The sequence below is a fragment of the Streptomyces sp. ITFR-21 genome (genome assembly GCF_031844685.1).
GTDB lineage: Bacteria > Actinomycetota > Actinomycetes > Streptomycetales > Streptomycetaceae > Actinacidiphila.
Genome location: NZ_CP134605.1, coordinates 752864 through 772405, shown reverse-complemented (window position 1 = coordinate 772405; position 19542 = coordinate 752864). Strand labels below are relative to the sequence as shown.

At 72.6% G+C, this 19542-nt stretch carries 18 protein-coding genes; 16 read left to right on the top strand and 2 right to left on the bottom strand.

Annotated features, from left to right (window positions below; translation table 11 throughout):
• The first annotated feature begins 336 nt into the window (after window positions 1–336).
• From pgsA to RLT57_RS03310, 15 genes are all read left to right on the top strand, one after another.
• Window positions 337–1011 carry a phosphatidylinositol phosphate synthase gene (gene pgsA, locus RLT57_RS03380; protein WP_311295876.1) on the top strand — a complete coding sequence of 225 codons (675 nt, stop codon included), beginning with the start codon at window positions 337–339 and terminating at the stop codon, window positions 1009–1011.
• Entirely contained in the window at window positions 1008–2042 is a 1035-nt protein-coding gene (locus RLT57_RS03375) for a phosphatidylinositol mannoside acyltransferase (RefSeq protein WP_311295875.1), read from the top strand. Before pgsA ends, RLT57_RS03375 begins: the two co-directional genes overlap by 4 nt.
• Entirely contained in the window at window positions 2039–3199 is a 1161-nt protein-coding gene (locus RLT57_RS03370) for a glycosyltransferase family 4 protein (protein WP_311295874.1), read from the top strand. Before RLT57_RS03375 ends, RLT57_RS03370 begins: the two co-directional genes overlap by 4 nt.
• 208 nt (window positions 3200–3407) lie before the next feature.
• The gene (locus RLT57_RS03365; RefSeq protein WP_399127955.1) at window positions 3408–3959 is read left to right on the top strand and encodes a hypothetical protein; all 552 of its coding nucleotides are present in this window, start codon (window positions 3408–3410) and stop codon (window positions 3957–3959) included.
• Between the two features lie 101 nt (window positions 3960–4060).
• Entirely contained in the window at window positions 4061–4972 is a 912-nt protein-coding gene (gene pdxS, locus RLT57_RS03360; protein ID WP_311295872.1) for a pyridoxal 5'-phosphate synthase lyase subunit PdxS, read from the top strand.
• Between the two features lie 7 nt (window positions 4973–4979).
• The gene (gene pdxT, locus RLT57_RS03355) at window positions 4980–5573 is read left to right on the top strand and encodes a pyridoxal 5'-phosphate synthase glutaminase subunit PdxT (RefSeq protein ID WP_311295871.1); all 594 of its coding nucleotides are present in this window, start codon (window positions 4980–4982) and stop codon (window positions 5571–5573) included.
• A 67-nt stretch (window positions 5574–5640) separates the two neighbouring features.
• Window positions 5641–6393: a YebC/PmpR family DNA-binding transcriptional regulator gene (locus tag RLT57_RS03350; RefSeq protein WP_311295870.1), complete on the top strand. Its 753-nt coding sequence runs from the start codon at window positions 5641–5643 to the stop codon at window positions 6391–6393.
• Window positions 6394–6515: 122 nt separating this feature from the next.
• Window positions 6516–7055, top strand: coding sequence for a crossover junction endodeoxyribonuclease RuvC (ruvC, locus tag RLT57_RS03345; protein ID WP_311295869.1), 540 nt, complete (start codon window positions 6516–6518; stop codon window positions 7053–7055).
• Window positions 7052–7663: a Holliday junction branch migration protein RuvA gene (ruvA, locus tag RLT57_RS03340; RefSeq protein ID WP_311295868.1), complete on the top strand. Its 612-nt coding sequence runs from the start codon at window positions 7052–7054 to the stop codon at window positions 7661–7663. Before ruvC ends, ruvA begins: the two co-directional genes overlap by 4 nt.
• Window positions 7664–7777: 114 nt before the next feature.
• The gene (gene ruvB, locus RLT57_RS03335; RefSeq protein ID WP_311295867.1) at window positions 7778–8860 is read left to right on the top strand and encodes a Holliday junction branch migration DNA helicase RuvB; all 1083 of its coding nucleotides are present in this window, start codon (window positions 7778–7780) and stop codon (window positions 8858–8860) included.
• Between the two features lie 165 nt (window positions 8861–9025).
• Window positions 9026–9520, top strand: coding sequence for a preprotein translocase subunit YajC (gene yajC, locus RLT57_RS03330; RefSeq protein ID WP_311295866.1), 495 nt, complete (start codon window positions 9026–9028; stop codon window positions 9518–9520).
• Window positions 9521–9598: 78 nt separating this feature from the next.
• Window positions 9599–11380: a protein translocase subunit SecD gene (gene secD, locus RLT57_RS03325; protein WP_311295865.1), complete on the top strand. Its 1782-nt coding sequence runs from the start codon at window positions 9599–9601 to the stop codon at window positions 11378–11380.
• Entirely contained in the window at window positions 11380–12591 is a 1212-nt protein-coding gene (gene secF / locus RLT57_RS03320) for a protein translocase subunit SecF (RefSeq protein WP_311295864.1), read from the top strand. The genes secD and secF overlap by 1 nt, the downstream gene beginning before the upstream one ends.
• Window positions 12592–12866: 275 nt before the next feature.
• On the top strand, window positions 12867–13424 hold the full coding sequence (locus tag RLT57_RS03315; RefSeq protein WP_311295863.1) for an adenine phosphoribosyltransferase: 558 nt from the start codon (window positions 12867–12869) through the stop codon (window positions 13422–13424).
• A gap of 179 nt (window positions 13425–13603) precedes the next feature.
• Entirely contained in the window at window positions 13604–16093 is a 2490-nt protein-coding gene (locus tag RLT57_RS03310; RefSeq protein ID WP_399127950.1) for a RelA/SpoT family protein, read from the top strand.
• Window positions 16094–16155: 62 nt separating this feature from the next.
• Here RLT57_RS03310 and RLT57_RS03305 read toward each other — a convergent pair whose 3' ends face one another.
• Window positions 16156–17385: a DUF349 domain-containing protein gene (locus tag RLT57_RS03305; protein ID WP_311295862.1), complete on the bottom strand. Its 1230-nt coding sequence runs from the start codon at window positions 17383–17385 to the stop codon at window positions 16156–16158.
• A gap of 255 nt (window positions 17386–17640) precedes the next feature.
• On the bottom strand, window positions 17641–18477 hold the full coding sequence (locus RLT57_RS03300) for a peptidylprolyl isomerase (RefSeq protein WP_311295861.1): 837 nt from the start codon (window positions 18475–18477) through the stop codon (window positions 17641–17643).
• Between the two features lie 353 nt (window positions 18478–18830).
• On the opposite strand from RLT57_RS03300, the gene RLT57_RS03295 reads away from it, so the two are divergent.
• Window positions 18831–19541, top strand: coding sequence for an MBL fold metallo-hydrolase (locus tag RLT57_RS03295; RefSeq protein ID WP_311295860.1), 711 nt, complete (start codon window positions 18831–18833; stop codon window positions 19539–19541).
• Window position 19542: the final 1 nt, after the last annotated feature.

Genomic DNA, 19542 nt, shown 5'->3' with positions numbered 1-19542 from the left:
ACGGACGGTTTTCAGCCTGCCCGGCCGGCCGACCGACCGACCGGCAACCCGGCGGCTCGGAGGTCCGGAGGTCCGGGAGACGTGCCGCCGGGGCGGCGGTCCGCGCGGGCCCCGACCCCGCCGCGGTCCCCGCCGCCGCGACCGCGGGGCCGCCGCGCTCGGAGGCGGCCGCGGGGGACGGGGACGATGCCACACGCGTCACCTGCTCCGGGGCTGGCTACGATGGCCCTCCGGCGGCCCGACCAACCGCCCCGCTCCAGCCGCTGTCCCCGTGTTTTGTCCCTGTGTGTTTCCTGTGCTCCGTATGTTCCGATCCACCGACCCGTCGGGAAGGCCATGCTGAACAAGTACGCGCGTGCGTTCTTCACGCGTGTTCTCACGCCGTTCGCCGCTTTTCTCATCCGCAAGGGGGTCAGCCCCGACGCGGTGACCCTGATCGGCACCGCGGGAGTCGTCGCCGGCGCGCTGGCCTTCTACCCCAGGGGCGAGTTCTTCTGGGGCACCGTCGTCATCACGCTGTTCGTCTTCTCCGACCTGGTGGACGGCAACATGGCCCGCCAGATGGGCCGCTCCAGCCGCTGGGGGGCCTTCCTGGACTCCACCTTGGACCGGGTCGCCGACGGAGCCGTCTTCGGCGGCCTGGCCCTGTGGTACGCGGGCGGCGGCAACGACCTGGTGCTGTGCGCGGTGTCCATCTTCTGCCTCGCCAGCGGCCAGGTGGTGTCCTACACCAAGGCCCGCGGCGAGGCGATCGGCCTGCCCGTCAACGTCAACGGCCTGGTGGAGCGCTCCGAGCGGCTGGTGATCACCCTGGTGCTGTGCGGCCTGTCCGGCTTCCACCGGACCTTCGGCGTGCCCGGTATCCAGTGGCTGCTGCCGATCGCCCTGTGGGTCGTCGCGGTGGGCAGCCTGATCACCCTGGTCCAGCGGGTGGTCACGGTCCGCCGGGAGTCCGCCGAGGCGGAAGCCGCCCAGGCCCGCGAGGTCGCAGAACACGGGAGCGGCGCGTGAAGGAACGCCTCACCGACGGGCTGTACGGACTGGGCTGGGGCGCCGTCAGGACGCTGCCGGAACCCGCCGCACGGGCGCTCGGCCGGACCGTCGCCGACCTGGCGTGGCGGCGGCGCGGCGAGGGCGTACGGCGTCTGGAGGCGAACCTCGCCCGGGTGGTGCCGGAGGCGGGCCCGCAGGGGCTGCGGGAGCTGTCCCGGGCGGGCATGCGCTCGTACCTGCGGTACTGGATGGAGTCCTTCCGGCTGCCGGCCTGGAGCAAGGAGCGGATCCGCGGCGGCTTCGACCCCGCCGACGTGCACTACCTGACCGACGGGCTGGCGGCCGGGCGCGGGGTGGTCCTGGCGCTGCCGCACATGGGCAACTACGACCTGGCGGGCGCCTGGGTCACCACCAGGCTGGAGACGCCGTTCACCACCGTCGCCGAGCGGCTCAGGCCCGAGACGCTCTACGACCGGTTCGTCGCCTACCGGGAGGGCCTCGGCATGGAGGTGCTGCCGCACACCGGCGGCGCCGCCTTCGGCACCCTGGCCCGGCGGCTGCGGGCCGGCGGCCTGGTCTGCCTGGTCGCCGACCGCGACCTGTCGGCCGGCGGCGTCGAGGTCGACTTCTTCGGCGAGCGGACCCGGATGCCCGCCGGGCCGGCGATGCTCGCCCAGCAGACCGGGGCGCTGCTGCTGCCGGTCACCCTCTGGTACGACGCGTCACCCGTCATGCAGGGCCGGGTGCACCCGCCGGTCCCGGTGCCCGAGGGCGGCGACCGGCCGTACCGCACCAGGGTGATGACGCAGGCGCTGGCCGACGCGTACGCCTCCGGCATCGCCGGCCACCCGCAGGACTGGCACATGCTGCAGCGGCTGTGGCTCGCCGACCTGCCGCCGCGGCCCGCCGACGTCGCCGGCGCCACCGGTCCCGTGGCCGGGCCCGCCGTCTCTCCCGCGCCGCCCGCCGACTCCGCCGACTCCGCCGGGCCCGCCGCCGACTCCGCCCCCGCCTCCCCGGCCGACCGCCCCGGAACGGAGAGCCCGTGAGGATCGGGATCGTCTGCCCGTACTCCTGGGACGTCCCCGGAGGTGTCCAGTTCCACATCCGCGACCTCGCCGAGCACCTGATCCGGCTCGGGCACGAGGTGTCCGTACTGGCCCCCGCCGACGACGAGACGCCGCTGCCGCCGTACGCGGTCTCCGCCGGCCGGGCGGTGCCGGTGCCGTACAACGGCTCGGTGGCCCGGCTGAACTTCGGCTTCCTGTCCGCCGCGCGGGTACGCCGCTGGCTGCACGACGGGAACTTCGACGTCGTGCACATCCACGAGCCGACCTCGCCCTCCCTCGGCCTGCTCGCCTGCTGGGCCGCGCAGGGCCCGATCGTGGCCACCTTCCACACGTCCAACCCGCGGTCGCGGGCGATGATCGCCGCGTACCCGATCCTGCAGCCCGCGCTGGAGAAGATCCGGGCCCGGATCGCGGTCAGCGAGTACGCCCGGCGCACCCTGGTGGAACACCTGGGCGGCGACGCGGTGGTCATCCCCAACGGGGTCGACGTCGACTTCTTCGCCCGCGCCGAGCCGCGCGACCAGTGGCAGGGCGACACGATCGGCTTCATAGGGCGCATCGACGAGCCGCGCAAGGGGCTGCCGGTGCTGATGAGGGCACTGCCGAAGATCCTCGCCGCACGCCCCGGCACGCGGCTGCTGGTCGCCGGGCGCGGCGACCAGCAGGAGGCGGTGGAGGCGCTGCCGCCGGCGGCCAGGCGGCAGGTGGAGTTCCTCGGCACGGTCACCGACGAGGACAAGGCGCGGCTGCTGCGCAGCGTGGACCTGTACGTGGCGCCCAACACCGGGGGCGAGTCCTTCGGGATCATCCTGGTGGAGGCGATGTCGGCGGGCGCGCCCGTGCTGGCCAGCGACCTCGACGCCTTCGCCCAGGTGCTCGACCAGGGGGCGGCCGGCGAGCTGTTCACCAACGAGGACGCGGACGCGCTGGCCGCCGCCGCGGTCCGGCTGCTGGGCGACCCGGACCGGCGCGCCGGGCTGCGTACCCGGGGCAGCGCCCACGTCCGCCGCTTCGACTGGTCCGTCGTCGGCGCCGACATCCTCGCCGTCTACGAGACGGTCACCGACGGCGCGGCCCGCGTCGCCACGGACGAACGCACCGGTTTCCGCGCCCGCTTCGGCCTCGCCAGGGACTGACCGGCCGCGCGGGCGCACCGGTTGCCCGCCGCGGACCCAGGACGGAACCGCGCCGGCCGAAGGTGAGGGCCCCGGGCGCGGCCGTGGCGGGACGGGCCGCGGGCGGCCGGCCACCGGCCGTGCCGCGGTTGCCCGCCGTGCCACCGGCGGGTGTCCGGCGCGGTCGCCGGAGGAGCGGCGGGCAACGGCGGGGGTAGCCTTGCGGCCCGTGAGCACCATCATCTGGGTCGCGCTGGCGATCGTCGCGATCGGGCTGTACCTGAGCTGGACGGCCGGCCGGCTCGACCGGCTGCACGCGCGGATCGACGCCGCGCGGGCCGCGCTCGACGCGCAGCTGGTGCGGCGGGCGTCCGTCGCACAGGAGTTGGCGACCGCCGGCGTACTGGACCCGGCCGCCTCGATCGTGCTGTACGAAGCCGCGCACGCGGCCCGGCAGGCCGACGCCGAACAGCGGGAAGTGGCCGAGAGCGCGCTCAGCCAGGCGCTGCGGGCGGTGTTCCCCGACACGGAAGCGGTCGCCGAGGTACGCGAGGCGCCCGGCGGCACCGCCGCGATCGGTGAACTGACCCAGGCCGTACGGCGGGTGCCCATGGCCCGGCGGTTCCACAACGACGCGGTCCGAGCCGCCCGCGCCGTCCGCGAGCACCGCGTGGTGCGCTGGTTCCACCTGGCCGGACACGCCCCCTTCCCGCTCGCCTTCGAGATGGACGACGAACCGCCCGCCGCCCTCACCACCGACGGCGGCGCGAGCGCGCTGTGAGGCGGCCGGGGAGCCACCCGCGGCGGATTGGCCCTTTCCGGTCGCCCCCCGCCGCCGGAGGATGACCGTAAGAGCCACCTTTCGTCAGGAGTGAGGCCACCGTGTCCATCGCACCGTCCACCGCCACCAGCCCCGAGACCGGCACCGCACGTGTGAAGCGCGGTATGGCCGAGCAGCTCAAGGGCGGCGTGATCATGGACGTCGTCACCCCGGAACAGGCCAAGATCGCCGAGGACGCCGGCGCGGTCGCGGTCATGGCCCTGGAGCGGGTGCCCGCCGACATCCGCAAGGACGGCGGGGTGGCCCGGATGTCCGACCCCGACATGATCGACGGCATCATCGGCGCCGTCTCCATCCCGGTGATGGCCAAGTCCCGCATCGGCCACTTCGTCGAGGCCCAGGTGCTGCAGGCGCTCGGCGTCGACTACATCGACGAGTCCGAGGTCCTCACCCCCGCCGACGAGGTCAACCACTCCGACAAGTGGGCCTTCACCACCCCCTTCGTCTGCGGCGCCACCAACCTCGGCGAGGCGCTGCGCCGGATCTCCGAGGGCGCGGCCATGATCCGCTCCAAGGGCGAGGCCGGCACCGGCAACGTCGTCGAGGCGGTCCGCCACCTGCGGCAGATCAAGGGCGAGATCTCCCGGCTGCGCGGCCTGGACAACAACGAGCTGTACGCCGCGGCCAAGGAGCTGCGCGCCCCGTACGAACTGGTCAGGGAGGTCGCCGAGCTGGGCAGGCTGCCGGTCGTGCTGTTCTCGGCCGGCGGTGTGGCCACCCCCGCCGACGCCGCCCTGATGCGGCAGCTCGGCGCCGAGGGCGTCTTCGTCGGCTCCGGCATCTTCAAGTCCGGCGACCCGGCCAAGCGCGCCGCCGCCATCGTCCGCGCCACCACCTTCTTCGACGACCCCAAGGTGGTCGCGGACTCCTCCCGCAACCTCGGCGAGGCCATGGTCGGCATCAACATCGACACCCTGCCGGAGACCGAGCGCTACGCCGGCCGCGGCTGGTGACCCCGTCATGACGAGCACCCCCACCATCGGCGTCCTCGCCCTCCAGGGCGACGTACGGGAGCACCTGGCGGCGCTGGCCGCGGCCGGCGCCGCGACCGCGCAGGTCCGGCGGCCCGAGGAACTCGCCGCGGTGGACGGCCTGGTGATCCCCGGCGGCGAGTCCACCACCATCTCCAAGCTGGCCGCGCTGTTCGGCCTGACCGAGCCGCTGCGCGCCGCCATCGGGGGCGGGCTCCCGGTCTACGGCACCTGCGCCGGTCTGATCATGCTCGCCGACAAGATCCTCGACCCCCGGTCCGGACAGGAGACCTTCGGCGGCATCGACATGATCGTCCGCCGCAACGCCTTCGGCCGGCAGAACGAGTCCTTCGAGGCGTTCGTCGACGTCCGGGGGGTCGACGGCGGCCCGGTGGAGGGGGTCTTCATCCGCGCCCCCTGGGTGGAGTCGGTCGGCGCCGGCACCGAGGTGCTCGCCGAGCACGGCGGCCACATCGTCGCCGTCCGGCAGGACAACGTCCTGGCGACCTCGTTCCACCCCGAGCTGACCGGGGACCACCGGGTCCATGAACTCTTCGTGGACACGGTGCGGGCTTCCGGCTGACGCTCTCCCGGTAGGATCGGCCGCGCGACGAAAGAACAGCAATGGGTGACGCGAAGGAGACAGTCGGATGTCCGGCCACTCTAAATGGGCTACGACCAAGCACAAGAAGGCCGTGATCGATGCCAAGCGCGGCAAGCTCTTCGCGAAGCTGATCAAGAACATCGAGGTCGCGGCCCGCACCGGCGGCGCCGACCCGGACGGCAACCCGACGCTTTTCGACGCCATCCAGAAGGCGAAGAAGAGCTCGGTACCGAACAAGAACATCGACAGCGCGGTCAAGCGCGGGTCCGGCCAGGAGGCCGGCGGCGCGGACTACCAGACGATCATGTACGAGGGCTACGGGCCGAACGGCGTCGCGGTCCTCATCGAGTGCCTGACCGACAACCGCAACCGCGCCGCCTCCGACGTCCGGGTCGCCATGACCCGCAACGGCGGTTCGATGGCCGACCCCGGTTCGGTGTCCTACCTGTTCAACCGCAAGGGCGTCGTCATCGTCCCCAAGGGCGAGCTGGGTGAGGACGACGTCCTGGGCGCGGTGCTGGACGCGGGCGCCGAGGAGGTCAACGACCTCGGTGAGTCCTACGAGGTGATCAGCGAGGCCACCGACCTGGTGCCGGTCCGCAAGGCCCTCCAGGAGGCCGGGATCGACTACGACTCGGCCGACGCGAACTTCCTGCCCACCATGCAGGTCGAGCTGGACGAGGAAGGCGCGCGGAAGATCTTCAAGCTGATCGACGCGCTGGAGGACAGCGACGACGTGCAGAACGTCTTCGCCAACTTCGACGTCTCGGACGAGGTCATGGAGAAGGTCGACGCCTGACGCGCACCGGCCTTCGCCGTACGAGGGCGGGCATGACGGGACACACCCCCGTCGTGCCCGCCCTCGCTGTCGGTGCGAACCGATAGCCTGCACGAACCGATGAGCGAGGGAAGGGGGGCGCGATGCGGGTGCTCGGCGTGGACCCGGGGCTGACCCGGTGCGGAGTGGGCGTGGTGGACGGCGCCGCGGGCCGCCCGCTGGCGATGGCCGGCGTCGGGGTCGTCCGCACCCCCGCGGACACGGCGATCGGCGACCGGCTGGTGCTGATCGAGCGCGGCCTGGAGGCGTGGCTGGACGAGTTCCGGCCCGAGGCGGTCGCCGTGGAGCGGGTGTTCAGCCAGCACAACGTGCGGACCGTGATGGGCACCGCGCAGGCCAGCGCGGTGGCCATCCTGTGCGCGTCCCGGCGCGGCCTGCCGGTGCACCTGCACACCCCCAGCGAGGTCAAGGCCGCCGTCACCGGCAGCGGGCGCGCCGACAAGGCCCAGGTCGGCGCCATGGTCACCCGGCTGCTGCGGCTGGACGCCCCGCCCAAGCCCGCCGACGCCGCCGACGCGCTGGCGCTGGCCATCTGCCACATCTGGCGCGGCACCGCCGCCGGCCGCCTGGAGCGGGCCGTCGCCGCGCACAGGACCGCACGAACCCAGGAGCCCGCCACGTGATCGCCTTCGTCAGCGGCCCGGTCGCCGCCCTCGCCCCGGACACCGCGGTCATCGAGGTCGGCGGCGTCGGCATGGCCGTGCAGTGCGCGCCCGGCACCCTGGCCGCGCTGCGCGTCGGCCAGCCCGCGCGGCTGGCCACCTCGCTGGTGGTCCGCGAGGACTCGCTGACCCTCTACGGCTTCGCGGACGACGACGAGCGGCAGGTCTTCGAGCTGCTCCAGACCGTCAGCGGGGTCGGGCCGCGGCTGGCGCAGACCATGCTGGCCGTGCACAGCCCGGACGCGCTGCGGGCCGCGGTGGCCGCCGGCGACGAGAAGGCGCTGACGGCGGTGCCCGGCATCGGCAAGAAGGGCGCTCAGCGGCTCCTGCTGGAGCTGAAGGACCGGCTGGGTGCCCCGGTGGGTCCGGGCGCATCCCGCGGCCCCGGCAGCCCCGTGAGCCCCTCCTGGCACGAACAGCTGCATGCCGCCCTGCTTGGCCTCGGCTACGCCCCCAGGGAGGCCGACGAGGCGGTCGCCGCCGTCACCCCGCAGGCCGAGGCCGCCGCCCAGCCGAACGTGGGCAGCCTGCTGCGCGCCGCCCTGCAGACCCTCAACCGCACCCGCTGAGCAGGCTCCGCTGACCGCTGACCGCTGACCGCTGACCGCTGACCGCCACCGAGCCGCGGGTCCGCCGACCCGCCTCCGTAAGCAAGCCGCCCGCCGACCCGACGAGAGACGACGATGAACTGGGACGACGCCACCGCCGAGCCGGAGCGACTGGTCGGCTCCGCCGCCGACCGCGAGGACCAGGCGGTGGAGGCGGCGCTGCGGCCCAAGGACCTCGGGGAGTTCATCGGGCAGGAGCGGGTCCGCCAGCAGCTCGACCTGGTGCTCAAGGCGGCCCGGCAGCGCGGCGCAACCGCCGACCACGTCCTGCTCTCCGGGGCCCCCGGCCTCGGCAAGACCACCCTGTCGATGATCATCGCGGCCGAGATGGGCGCGCCGATCCGGATCACCTCGGGCCCGGCCATCCAGCACGCCGGCGACCTCGCCGCGATCCTGTCCTCGCTCCAGGACGGCGAGGTGCTCTTCCTCGACGAGATCCACCGGATGTCCCGGCCGGCCGAGGAGATGCTCTACATGGCGATGGAGGACTTCCGGGTCGACGTGATCGTCGGCAAGGGCCCGGGGGCCACCGCGATCCCGCTGGAACTGCCGCCCTTCACCCTGGTCGGCGCCACCACCAGGGCCGGCCTGCTGCCGCCGCCGCTGCGCGACCGGTTCGGCTTCACCGGCCACATGGAGTTCTACGCCCCCGCCGAACTGGAACGGGTGATCCACCGCTCGGCCGGGCTGCTGGACGTGGAGGTGGCCGCCGACGGCGCCGCCGAGATCGCCGGGCGCTCCCGCGGCACCCCGCGGATCGCCAACCGGCTGCTGCGCCGGGTCCGCGACTACGCGCAGGTCAGGGCCGACGGGGTGATCACCAGGGAGATCGCCGGGCAGGCCCTGGAGGTGTACGAGGTGGACGAGCGCGGCCTGGACCGGCTGGACCGGGCGGTGCTGCACGCCCTGCTGAAGCTGTTCGGCGGCGGCCCGGTCGGCCTGTCGACGCTCGCGGTCGCGGTCGGCGAGGAGCGGGAGACGGTGGAGGAGGTCGCCGAGCCGTTCCTGGTCCGGGAGGGCCTGCTGGCCCGCACGCCCCGGGGCCGGGTGGCCACCCGGGCGGCCTGGACGCACCTCGGACTGGTGCCGCCGCAGGGCGCCGGGGGAGCCGGGACAGGTTTGGCGGGACCGGGACAGAGCGGGCTGTTCGGCGGGTGACCCCGGATGGACTCGTCCGTTCAGGAACCCCGGTGCGATGCTTGGCGTTGTTCCAGCGGCGAGCCAGCGCTTAGACTCCGCCGACGCCCTTCCTCCGGATCGGCACCCACATCCCGAAACCCAGGCCGACCCCCACCGCCGGCCGCGCGAAGGAACGTCCATACCGTGAATCCCGTCACTCTCCTCCCCTTGATCCTGATCGTCGGCGTCATGTTCATGATGACGCGGTCGGCGAAGAACAAGCAGCGTCAGGCCGCGACCATGCGCAACCAGATGGAACCGGGCGCGGGCGTCCGTACCATCGGTGGCCTCTACGCCGTGGTCAAGGAGGTCAACGACGAGACGGTGCTCCTTGAGCTGACCGACGGCGTGCACGCGCACTTCGCGAAGAACGCCATCGGCACGGTGCTCAGCGAGGCGGAGTTCAACCGCATCGTGCACGGTATCGAGCCGGAGGAGCTCGACGACGACGAGACGGCCGACGCCGTCGAGGCGGACGGCGAGGACGCCCCGGAGACGGTGGACGCGTCCGGTCCGGACGACGCACACCCCGATCTCCTCAAGAAGGACACCGGGGACGCCCATGCCGACGAGAACGTCGACCTGAGCAAGGCCGGGGAGGCGCGGGGGCAGGACGGCTCCGGCGCCGGCTCCAAGTAGGGTCCGGCTCTCACATCACTCGTGGCCACCCCCTGGGCGCGCAGGCCCGGGGGCGGTAGGACAGGGAGAATCAAGAAGGTGGCAGCAGCCAAGAAGGGCCGCAGGTCCACGGGGAGCCAGGGGTATCCCGGGCGCTCCCTGGCCGTGATCCTCATCGCATTGGTGGCGCTGACCGGAGGGATCTTCCTCTCCGGCCACAAGACCCCCCGGTTGGGCATCGACCTCGCGGGCGGTGTCAGCATCACGCTGACCGCCAAGCCCCATCAGGGCGACGCGGTCAACAAGACCAACATGGACACCGCGGTCAACATCATCAACCAGCGGGTCAACGGGTTGGGCGTCTCCGAGGCCGAGGTGCAGACCCAGGGGTCGAGCACGATCATCGTGGACATCCCCAAGGGCACCAACGCCGACCAGGCCGAGAAGCAGGTGGGCACCACCGCCCAGCTCTACTTCCGGCAGGTGCTGCAGGAGCTTCCGGGTACGCCCACCACGCCCAGCCCCTCCGCGACCCCGTCCGGCGGTGCGACGCCGAAGCCGTCCGGCTCGGCCACCTCCACGCCCTCCGGCGCCACGGCGGGTACCCCGAGCTCCACTCCCAGCTCCACCCCGACGACCGGCTCCAGCCCCCAGGGCCGGGCGGTCAGCGGCGCGCTCAAGGCCCCCACGCCGGTCCCGACGGCCACCCAGCCCACCCCGGGCGCCGCGGACACCCCGTCGCCGGCCACCACGCCCGGCGCCGCCGACACCTCCATTTCGGCCGCCCTGACCGACAAGCTCAACAAGCTGGACTGCAACGACCCCCAGCAGCGCGCCGAGGCCAGCACGGGCAGCAAGCCCACCGACCAGGTCGTCGCCTGCGGCCAGGTCGGCAAGCAGTGGTTCAAGTACGCGCTCGGCCCGTCCCTGATCGACGGCAAGAACGTCTCCGGCGCCAACTCCGCCTTCGACACCCAGCAGGGCAACGGGTGGGTCGTCAACCTCAGCTTCGACTCCAAGGGCGCCGGCCAGTTCACCAAGGTCACCGGCGACCTGGCCAGCCAGCAGCCGCCGAACAACCAGTTCGCCATCGACCTCGACGGCAACGTGGTCTCGGCCCCCTCGGTGGCCCAGGCCCTGTCCGGCGGCAGCGCCCAGATCTCCGGCAACTTCACCCAGCAGAGCGCCGACGACCTGGCCAACGTCCTCAAGTTCGGCTCGCTGCCGCTGTCCTTCCAGATCTCCGACCGGACCACCGTCTCCGCCGCCCTCGGCGGTGAGCAGTTGCGCGGCGGCCTGATCGCCGGCGCGGTCGGCCTGGCCCTCGTCGTGATCTACATGTTCGCCTACTACCGCGGCCTGGCCTCGGTGGCGATCGTCAGCCTCCTGGTCTCGGCCGCGCTGACCTACACGATCATGTGCCTGCTCGGCCAGGCGATCGGCTTCGCCCTCAACCTGCCGGCGGTCTGCGGCGCCATCGTGGCCATCGGTATCACCGCCGACTCCTTCATCGTGTTCTTCGAACGCATAAGGGACGAGCTGCGGGAGGGCCGCTCGCTCCAGCCGGCGGTGGCCCGCGGCTGGCCGCGCGCCCGGCGCACCATCCTGGTGTCGGACTTCGTGTCCTTCCTCGCCGCCGCGGTCCTCTACGTGGTCTCGGTCGGCAAGGTCCAGGGCTTCGCGTTCACCCTCGGCCTGACCACGGTGCTCGACGTCGTGGTGGTCTTCCTGTTCACCAAGCCGCTGATGACGATCCTGGCCCAGCGGCCGTTCTTCGCCCAGGGACACAAGTGGTCCGGCCTCGACCCGAAGAGCCTCGGCGTCAAGACCCCGCTGCGCCGTGTCCGCCGTACGCCCAGCACCGAGACGAAGGAAGCCTGATGTCCAAGCTCGGCAATCTCGGTCACCGGCTGCACCGGGGCGAGATCAGTTACGACTTCGTCGGCAAGCGCCGGATCTGGTACGGGGTCTCGATCCTGATCACGATCACCGCGATCATCGGGCTCGCCGTCAACGGGCTGAAGGAGGGCATCGAGTTCTCCGGCGGTGCCGACTTCACCACCCACAAGACGTCGCTGTCCGTCTCGGACGTCCAGAACAAGATCGCCGGGGACACCGGCGGCAACGACCCCACCGTGCAGAAGCTCGGCAACGGCAGCATCCGCATCCAGGTCGGCGGGGTGTCCACCGACCAGTCCAAGACGATCCAGGCGGCGATCGCCAAGGACCTGGGCATGCCCACGGCCCAGATCGACGCCGAGATCGTCGGCCCCAGCTGGGGTCAGGAGATCTCCAAGAAGGCCCTGGAAGGTCTGATCATCTTCCTGGTGCTGGTGGTCATCTACCTGGCCATCGCCTTCGAGTGGCGGATGGCCGTGGCCGCGCTGGTCGCGCTGCTGCACGACCTCACCATCACCACCGGCGTGTACGCCCTGGTCGGCTTCGAGGTCACCCCGGGTACGGTCATCGGTCTGCTGACGATCCTCGGTTACTCCCTCTACGACACCGTCGTCGTCTTCGACGGTCTGAAGGAAGCCAGCAAGGACATCACCAAGCAGAACCGCTTCACGTACAGCGACATCGCCAACCGCAGCCTCAACGGCACCCTGGTGCGGTCCATCAACACCACGGTGGTGGCGCTGCTGCCGGTGGCCGCGCTGCTGTTCATCGGCGGCGGCATCCTCGGCGCCGGCACGCTCAACGACATCGCGCTCGCGCTGTTCGTCGGCCTCACCGCCGGCGCGTACTCCTCGATCTTCATCGCGACCCCGATCGTCGCGGACTTCAAGGAGCGCGACCCGCAGATCAAGGCGCTGCGCAAGCGGGTGCTGGCCAAGAGGGCGGCCGACGCGACCAAGGCCCGGCTGGCCGCCGAGAACGGCGAGCCGGTACCCGCCGAGGACGGCGAGGACGAGCGGGGTGCGGCGGACGACGGGCTCGCCGACGACGAGCAGGGCACCCCGGCGGCGGCCGGCGTGGTCGGCCCGCGCGGCCAGGGCACGGCGGCCGGCGGCAGCCGGCCGGCCCGCACCCAGCCGGCCAACCGCAACAACCGGGGCGGCCGCGGCCGCCCGTCGGGCAAGCGCCGCTGAGGCGCGAGCCCCCGCTCCACCACCCGTCGCCGCCCGGTCCCGTACAGGACCGGGCGGCGACGGCCGTTGCGCGGCGGCGACCCGGTACGTTGTGGACGCGCCCCCGCGGTATCCCCCGGCACCCGGCCCGAGCCGCGGGCCCCCGCGGAGGCCGGCCCGGTGCGCCGGAGACCCGAGCGCCCCGCGCCGGACCCCGGCCGGGCGCCGGACCGGACATCCCGCCGGTCACCCGACTGTTTCACCCGACCACACGCAGAACCGGAGAGACACACGCGATGACCACGACGGAAGCCTCCGCGGAGCTGCGGGAACTGCTGCTCTCCCGGATCCGCGACGTACCGGACTACCCGCAGCCCGGGGTGGTCTTCAAGGACATCACCCCGCTGCTCGCCGACCCCGTGGCGTTCAACGCGCTGGTGGACGCCCTCGCCGCGCTGTGCCGCCGGCACGCCGCCACCAAGGTGGTCGGCCTGGAGGCCCGCGGCTTCATCCTCGCCGCCCCCGCCGCGGCCCGCGCGCACCTGGGCTTCGTCCCGGTCCGCAAGGCCGGCAAGCTGCCCGGCGAGACCTTTGGGCAGAGCTACGACCTGGAGTACGGCACCGCCGAGATCGAGGTGCAGAAGGACGCCTTCGCGCCCAACGACCGGGTGCTGGTCATCGACGACGTCCTGGCCACCGGCGGCACCGCCGAGGCGTCCCTCGCGCTCGTCCGCCGGGCCGGCGCCACCGTCGCCGGAGTGGCCGTCCTGCTGGAGCTCGGTTTCCTCGGCGGTCGCGACCGGCTGGAGCGCGCCCTGTCCGGCGCCCCGCTGGACGCGATCGTCGCGATCTGACCGGAGCCGGGTGCCCGCGCGCCGGCCCGGACCGGCCCGGCGCCACCCGGGCGCCCGCGGGCCCGCCGGGGGGCGCGCGCCGCCCCGGCGGGCCGGCCGGGGCCTCCTTGCCCCGCTCGGGCGCCCGTCTCACGCCCTAGGCCGATATCATGGAGTTTCCAGCCGCGTGAGGAGTGCTCTTGCCAGACCAGGCCCAGCCACTCGACGCCGCAGGCGGGACCGAACCGGCGCGCGGCCGGTCGGACGCCCCCGCCCAGAGCGCGGGGAGCAAGGACGCCGCGGCCGAGCCGGCGGCCCTCCCGCAGCCGCCGCCCGGCGGCCCGGCGGCCGTCCGGCCGGTCCGTACGCCCGGCAGCGTGGCGCCCACCCGCCCCGGCGCCTCCTCCAGCCGGGTCCGCGCCCGGCTGGCGCGGCTCGGCGTGCAGCGGTCCAGCCCGTACAACCCGGTACTGGAGCCGCTGCTGCGGGTCGTGCGGGGCAACGACCCCAAGGGCGACAGCGCCCAGCTGCGGCAGATCGAGTCGGCGTACCAGGTGGCCGAGCGCTGGCACCGTGGCCAGAAGCGCAAGAGCGGCGACCCGTACATCACCCACCCGCTGGCCGTCACCACCATCCTGGCCGAGCTGGGCATGGACTCGGCCACGCTGATGGCCGGACTGCTGCACGACACCGTCGAGGACACCGAGTACGGCCTGGACACCCTGCGCCGCGACTTCGGCGACCAGGTGGCGCTGCTGGTGGACGGCGTGACCAAGCTGGACAAGGTCAAGTTCGGCGAGGCCGCGCAGGCCGAGACGGTCCGCAAGATGGTCGTCGCCATGGCCAAGGACCCGCGGGTGCTGGTCATCAAGCTCGCCGACCGGCTGCACAACATGCGGACCATGCGCTACCTCAAGCGCGACAAGCAGGAGAAGAAGGCCCGCGAGACGCTGGAGATCTACGCCCCGCTGGCCCACCGGCTGGGCATGAACACCATCAAGTGGGAACTGGAGGACCTCGCCTTCGCGATCCTCTACCCGAAGATGTACGACGAGATCGTCCGGCTGGTCGCCGAGCGCGCCCCCAAGCGGGACGAGTACCTCGCGGTCGTCACCGACCAGGTGCAGCAGGACCTGCGGGCGGCCAGGATCAAGGCCACCGTCACCGGCCGCCCCAAGCACTACTACAGCGTCTACCAGAAGATGATCGTCCGCGGCCGGGACTTCGCGGAGATCTACGACCTGGTCGGCATCCGGGTGCTGGTCGACACCGTCCGGGACTGCTACGCCGCGCTGGGCACCATCCACGCGCGGTGGAACCCGGTCCCCGGCCGGTTCAAGGACTACATCGCCATGCCCAAGTTCAACATGTACCAGTCGCTGCACACCACGGTGATCGGTCCCAGCGGCAAGCCGGTCGAGCTGCAGATCCGTACCTTCGACATGCACCGCAGGGCCGAGTACGGCATCGCCGCGCACTGGAAGTACAAGCAGGAGGCGGTGGCCGGCACCTCCAAGGTGCGCACCGACAGCCCGCGCTCGGACAAGAAGGACGACGCGGTCAACGACATGGCGTGGCTGCGCCAGCTGCTGGACTGGCAGAAGGAGACCGAGGACCCCGGCGAGTTCCTGGAGTCGCTGCGCTTCGACCTCTCGCAGAGCGAGGTCTTCGTCTTCACGCCCAAGGGCGACGTGATAGCGCTGCCGGCCGGTGCCACCCCGGTGGACTTCGCCTACGCGGTGCACACCGAGGTCGGCCACCGCACCATAGGCGCCCGGGTGAACGGCCGCCTGGTCCCGCTGGAGTCCACCCTCGACAACGGCGACACCGTGGAGGTCTTCACCTCCAAGGCGGCCGGCGCCGGGCCCTCCCACGACTGGCTGAGCTTCGTCAAGTCGCCGCGGGCCCGCAACAAGATCCGCGCCTGGTTCTCCAAGGAGCGCCGCGAGGAGGCCGTCGAGCACGGCAAGGACGCCATCGCCCGCGCGATGCGCAAGCAGAACCTGCCGATCCAGCGGGTGCTGACCGGCGACTCCCTGGTCACCCTCGCGCACGAGATGCGCTACCCCGACATCTCCGCGCTCTACGCGGCGATCGGCGAGGGGCACATCACCGCGCAGTCGGTGGTGCAGAAGCTGGTGGACGCGCTCGGCGGCGAGGAGGGCGCGACCGAGGACATCGCGGAGATCACCACCCCCACGCAGGGCCGCACCAAACGGCGGGCCAACGCCGACCCCGGGGTCATCGTCAAGGGCGTCAGCGACGTGTGGGTGAAGCTGTCGCGCTGCTGTACGCCGGTACCGGGCGATCCGATCATCGGCTTCGTCACCCGCGGCAACGGCGTATCGGTGCACCGTGCGGACTGCGTGAACGTGGAGGCGCTGTCGCAGCAGCCCGAGCGGATCATCGACGTCGAGTGGGCGCCCACCCAGTCCTCGGTCTTCCTGGTCGCCATCCAGGTCGAGGCGCTGGACCGGGCCCGGCTGCTCTCGGACGTCACCCGGGTACTGTCCGACCAGCACGTCAACATCCTGTCCGCGGCCGTCCAGACCTCCCGCGACCGGGTCGCCACCTCCCGCTTCACCTTCGAGATGGGCGATCCCAAGCACCTCGGGCATGTCCTGAAGGCCGTCCGCGGCGTGGAGGGCGTCTACGACGTCTACCGGGTCACCTCGGGCCGCCAGCGCTGACCGCACGGCGAAGGGGCGGGACCGGACCGGTCCCGCCCCCTTCGCCGTAGGGTCAGCGGCGGTCAGCCGCCGAACTCCTGCAAGCCCTTGAGCGCGGAGTCCAGCAGCGCCTGCCGCCCGTCCAACTCGGCCTGGAGCTTGTCGGCCTTCGCGGTGTTGCCCGCCGAGCGGGCCGCCTCGATCTGGCCCCGCAGTTTGTCCACGGCCGCCTGGAGCTGGCCGGTCAGGCCCGCGGCCCGCGCCCGCACCTCCGGGTTGGTGCGCCGCCACTCGGCTTCCTCGGACTCCGCGAGCGCCCGCTCCACGGTGTGCATCCGGGCCTCGATCCGCGGCCGGGCGTCGCGCGGCACATGGCCGATGGCCTCCCAGCGCTCGTTGAGGGAGCGGAACGCGGCCCTGGCGCTCTTCAGGTCGGTCACCGGCAGCAGCTTCTCCGCCTCGGTGACCAGCTCCTCCTTGAGCGCCAGATTGTCCCGCTCGCTGCTGTCGCGCTCGGCGAACACCTCGGAGCGGGCGGCGAAGAAGACGTCCTGGGCGCCGCGGAAGCGGTTCCACAGGTCGTCCTCGACCTCGCGCTGGGCGCGCCCGGCCGCCTTCCAGTCCGCCATCAGCTCCCGGTAGCGGGCCGCGGTGGGCCCCCAGTCCTTGGAGTCCGACAGCGACAGCGCCTCGGTGACCAGCTTCTCCTTGGTCCGCCGGGCCTCCTCGCGCTGCGCGTCCAGGGACGCGAAGTGCGCCTTTCGCCGCTTGGAGAACACCGAGCGGGCGTGGCTGAACCGGTGCCACAGCTCGTCGTCCGCCCTGCGGTCCAGCCGCGGCAGGCCCTTCCAGGTGTCGACCAGGGCCCGCAGCCGCTCGCCCGCGGTGCGCCACTGCTCGCTGTCGGCCAACTGCTCGGCCTCGGCGACCAGTTGCTCCTTGGCGCTCTTGGCCTCCTCGTTCTGCTTCGCCTTGGCGGCCTTGCGCTCCTCACGCCGGGAGTCCACCAGGGCGACCAGGGTGTCCAGACGCCTGCCCAGCGCCTCCAGGTCGCCAACCGCGTGCGCCTCGGTCACCTGGGACCGCAGGTGTTCGATCGCGGCCAGCGCGTCCTTGGGTGCGAGGTCGGTGGTCCGCACCCGCCGTTCCAGGAGGCCGATCTCGACGACGAGCCCCTCGTACTTGCGCTCGAAGTAGGCGAGGGCCTCCTGGGGGGAGCCCGCCTGCCACGAACCGACCTCCTTCTCCCCATCGGCCGTACGCACGTACACGGTCCCCGTCTCATCGACGCGGCCCCACGGGTCGCTGCTCACAGCGCCTCCTCCACGTGACGCCCCACCGAATCGCACCCGGCGGGCATCGTCCACAGTTTCTCTCCGGCCGGGCCGCACGCCCTGACCGGTCCAACGCCAACATAGGCGACCGGCGCCCCGGCTGTCCGCATCCGGTACGGGCCCCCGTCGCGATTCAGATACCGATCAGGTCTCGGCCCCGTGCCCCGCCCTGCTACGGGCGGTGGACACGGGGCCGGAGCGGTCGGGTACGGGCCGCGGGGAGGGTGGGGGCGGTCAGGACGCGGTGACGGTCGCCTTGTTGATCACCACGGTCGCGTTCGGGTGCCCGTCGCCCTGCCCGGAGTCCTCACCGGCGGCGGCGATCTTGGCGAGCACCTTCAGGCCGTCGGGGCTGATGGTGCCGAACGGGGTGTAGCTGGGCGCCAGCGGGCTGTCCTTGTACACCAGGAAGAACTGGCTGCCTCCGGTGTGCGCCTGGCCGGTGTTGGCCATGGCCACGGTGCCCGCGGGGTAGGTGACGCTGCCGCCGGCGGCCTTGCCGAACGCCGTCAGGTTCTCGTCGCCGATGGTGTAGCCGGGGCCGCCGCTGCCGGACGCCGTCGGGTCGCCGCACTGGAGCACGTAGATGCCCGAGGTGGTCAGCCGGTGGCACTTGGTGTGGTCGAAGAAGCCCTTGTCGGCCAGGAACTTGAAGGAGCTGACGGTCTCGGGGGCCTTCGCCGCGTCCAGCGCGATCGGGATGCTGCCGCACGTCGTCTGCAGGGTGAAGGTGTACTTGGCGGCCTTGTCGATCGTCAGCGCCGGCTCCTTCTTCCACTGCTGCGTCCCCGGCGAGCCCGCCGCGGGCTTCGCGCACGGGTCGGCGGCGGGCGCGGCACTGGTCGCCGATGCCGACGGGGCCGGCGCCTTCGCCGCGTCCGTCTTCTTGCCGTCGCCGTCGAACGCGCCGCCCAGCCAGGCGCCGCCGACGCCGGCGATGATCACCACGGCCACCACGGCGATCACCGCGTTGCGCGTCCGTGACTTGTGCCGCAGCTCCACCCTGCGCTGCTGCTGCCGCTCGAACTTCTCCCGGGCGAGCTGCCGCCGCCGCTGGTCCTTGGTGACCACTTCGCCGTCTCCGTCGTTAGTGTCCTGTGCGCCGGCTGTCCGGCACGCCGTCTGCTGCTGTCCTTGCCGTTCGTGCCGACCGTGCTGTCCGTGCTGTCCGTGCCCGGCCGGCGCCGCGGTCGTCGTCCACGCCGCGTTTCGCAGATCCTCGCGTCCCGCAAGCGCCCAGTCCAGTCCGCGTCCAGTCCGCGTCCCGGCCGAGGCGGGCACGATACGAGTTCGCGGCCGTCATGAGGTCGCCGGTAGGCTCGTGGAACGGATCGTGCACCACCGAGCTGTGAATCGGCGCTCCTGGACCTGGACCACCGCTCGGCGCACCCCGGACACCGCCAGCGGACGACAGAAGGACGAACGTGCTTATTGCCGGGTTCCCCGCCGGGGCCTGGGGCACCAACTGCTACGTGGTCGCCCCCGCCGCCGGTGAGGAGTGCGTGATCATCGACCCGGGCCACCTCGCCACCCGGGGCGTCGAGGACACGCTCGCCAAACACCGGCTCAAGCCCGTCGCCGTCATCCTCAGCCACGGCCACATCGACCACGTCGCCTCCGTCGTGCCGGTCTGCGGCGCCCACGGCGTCCCGGCCTGGATCCACCCCGAGGACCGCTACATGCTCAGCGACCCGGAGCGGGCGCTCGGCCAGAGCGTCGGAGCGCGACTGATGGGCGAGCTGACCGTCGGCGAGCCCGACGACCTGCGGGAACTGGCCGACGGCAGCGCGCTGCGGCTGGCCGGGATGGAGTTCTTTGTCGCGCACGCCCCCGGCCATACCAGGGGGTCGGTGACGTACAGGCTGCCCGAGACCACCGACATCCCGTCGGTGCTGTTCTCCGGCGACCTGCTCTTCGCCGGCTCCGTCGGACGCACCGACCTGCCCGGCGGCTCCACGGCCGAGCTGTACGAGTCGCTGGCCCGGGTGTGCCTGCCGCTCGACGACTCCACCGTGGTGCTGTCCGGCCACGGCCCCCAGACGACCATCGGCCGCGAGCGCGCCGCCAACCCCTACCTGGGCACGGCGGCCCGCGGCCCCGGCGCCGGCGACCCGGCTCCGCGACGAGGAATGTGAC

Coding starts and splice junctions, on each gene's coding strand:
- pdxT (WP_311295871.1), top strand. CDS start 4,980: ATGACGAGCACCCCCACCATCGGCGTCCTCGCCCTCCAGGGCGACGTA.
- RLT57_RS03315 (WP_311295863.1), top strand. CDS start 12,867: ATGACCACGACGGAAGCCTCCGCGGAGCTGCGGGAACTGCTGCTCTCC.
- ruvB (WP_311295867.1), top strand. CDS start 7,778: ATGAACTGGGACGACGCCACCGCCGAGCCGGAGCGACTGGTCGGCTCC.
- RLT57_RS03350 (WP_311295870.1), top strand. CDS start 5,641: ATGTCCGGCCACTCTAAATGGGCTACGACCAAGCACAAGAAGGCCGTG.
- pgsA (WP_311295876.1), top strand. CDS start 337: ATGCTGAACAAGTACGCGCGTGCGTTCTTCACGCGTGTTCTCACGCCG.
- ruvC (WP_311295869.1), top strand. CDS start 6,516: ATGCGGGTGCTCGGCGTGGACCCGGGGCTGACCCGGTGCGGAGTGGGC.
- secF (WP_311295864.1), top strand. CDS start 11,380: ATGTCCAAGCTCGGCAATCTCGGTCACCGGCTGCACCGGGGCGAGATC.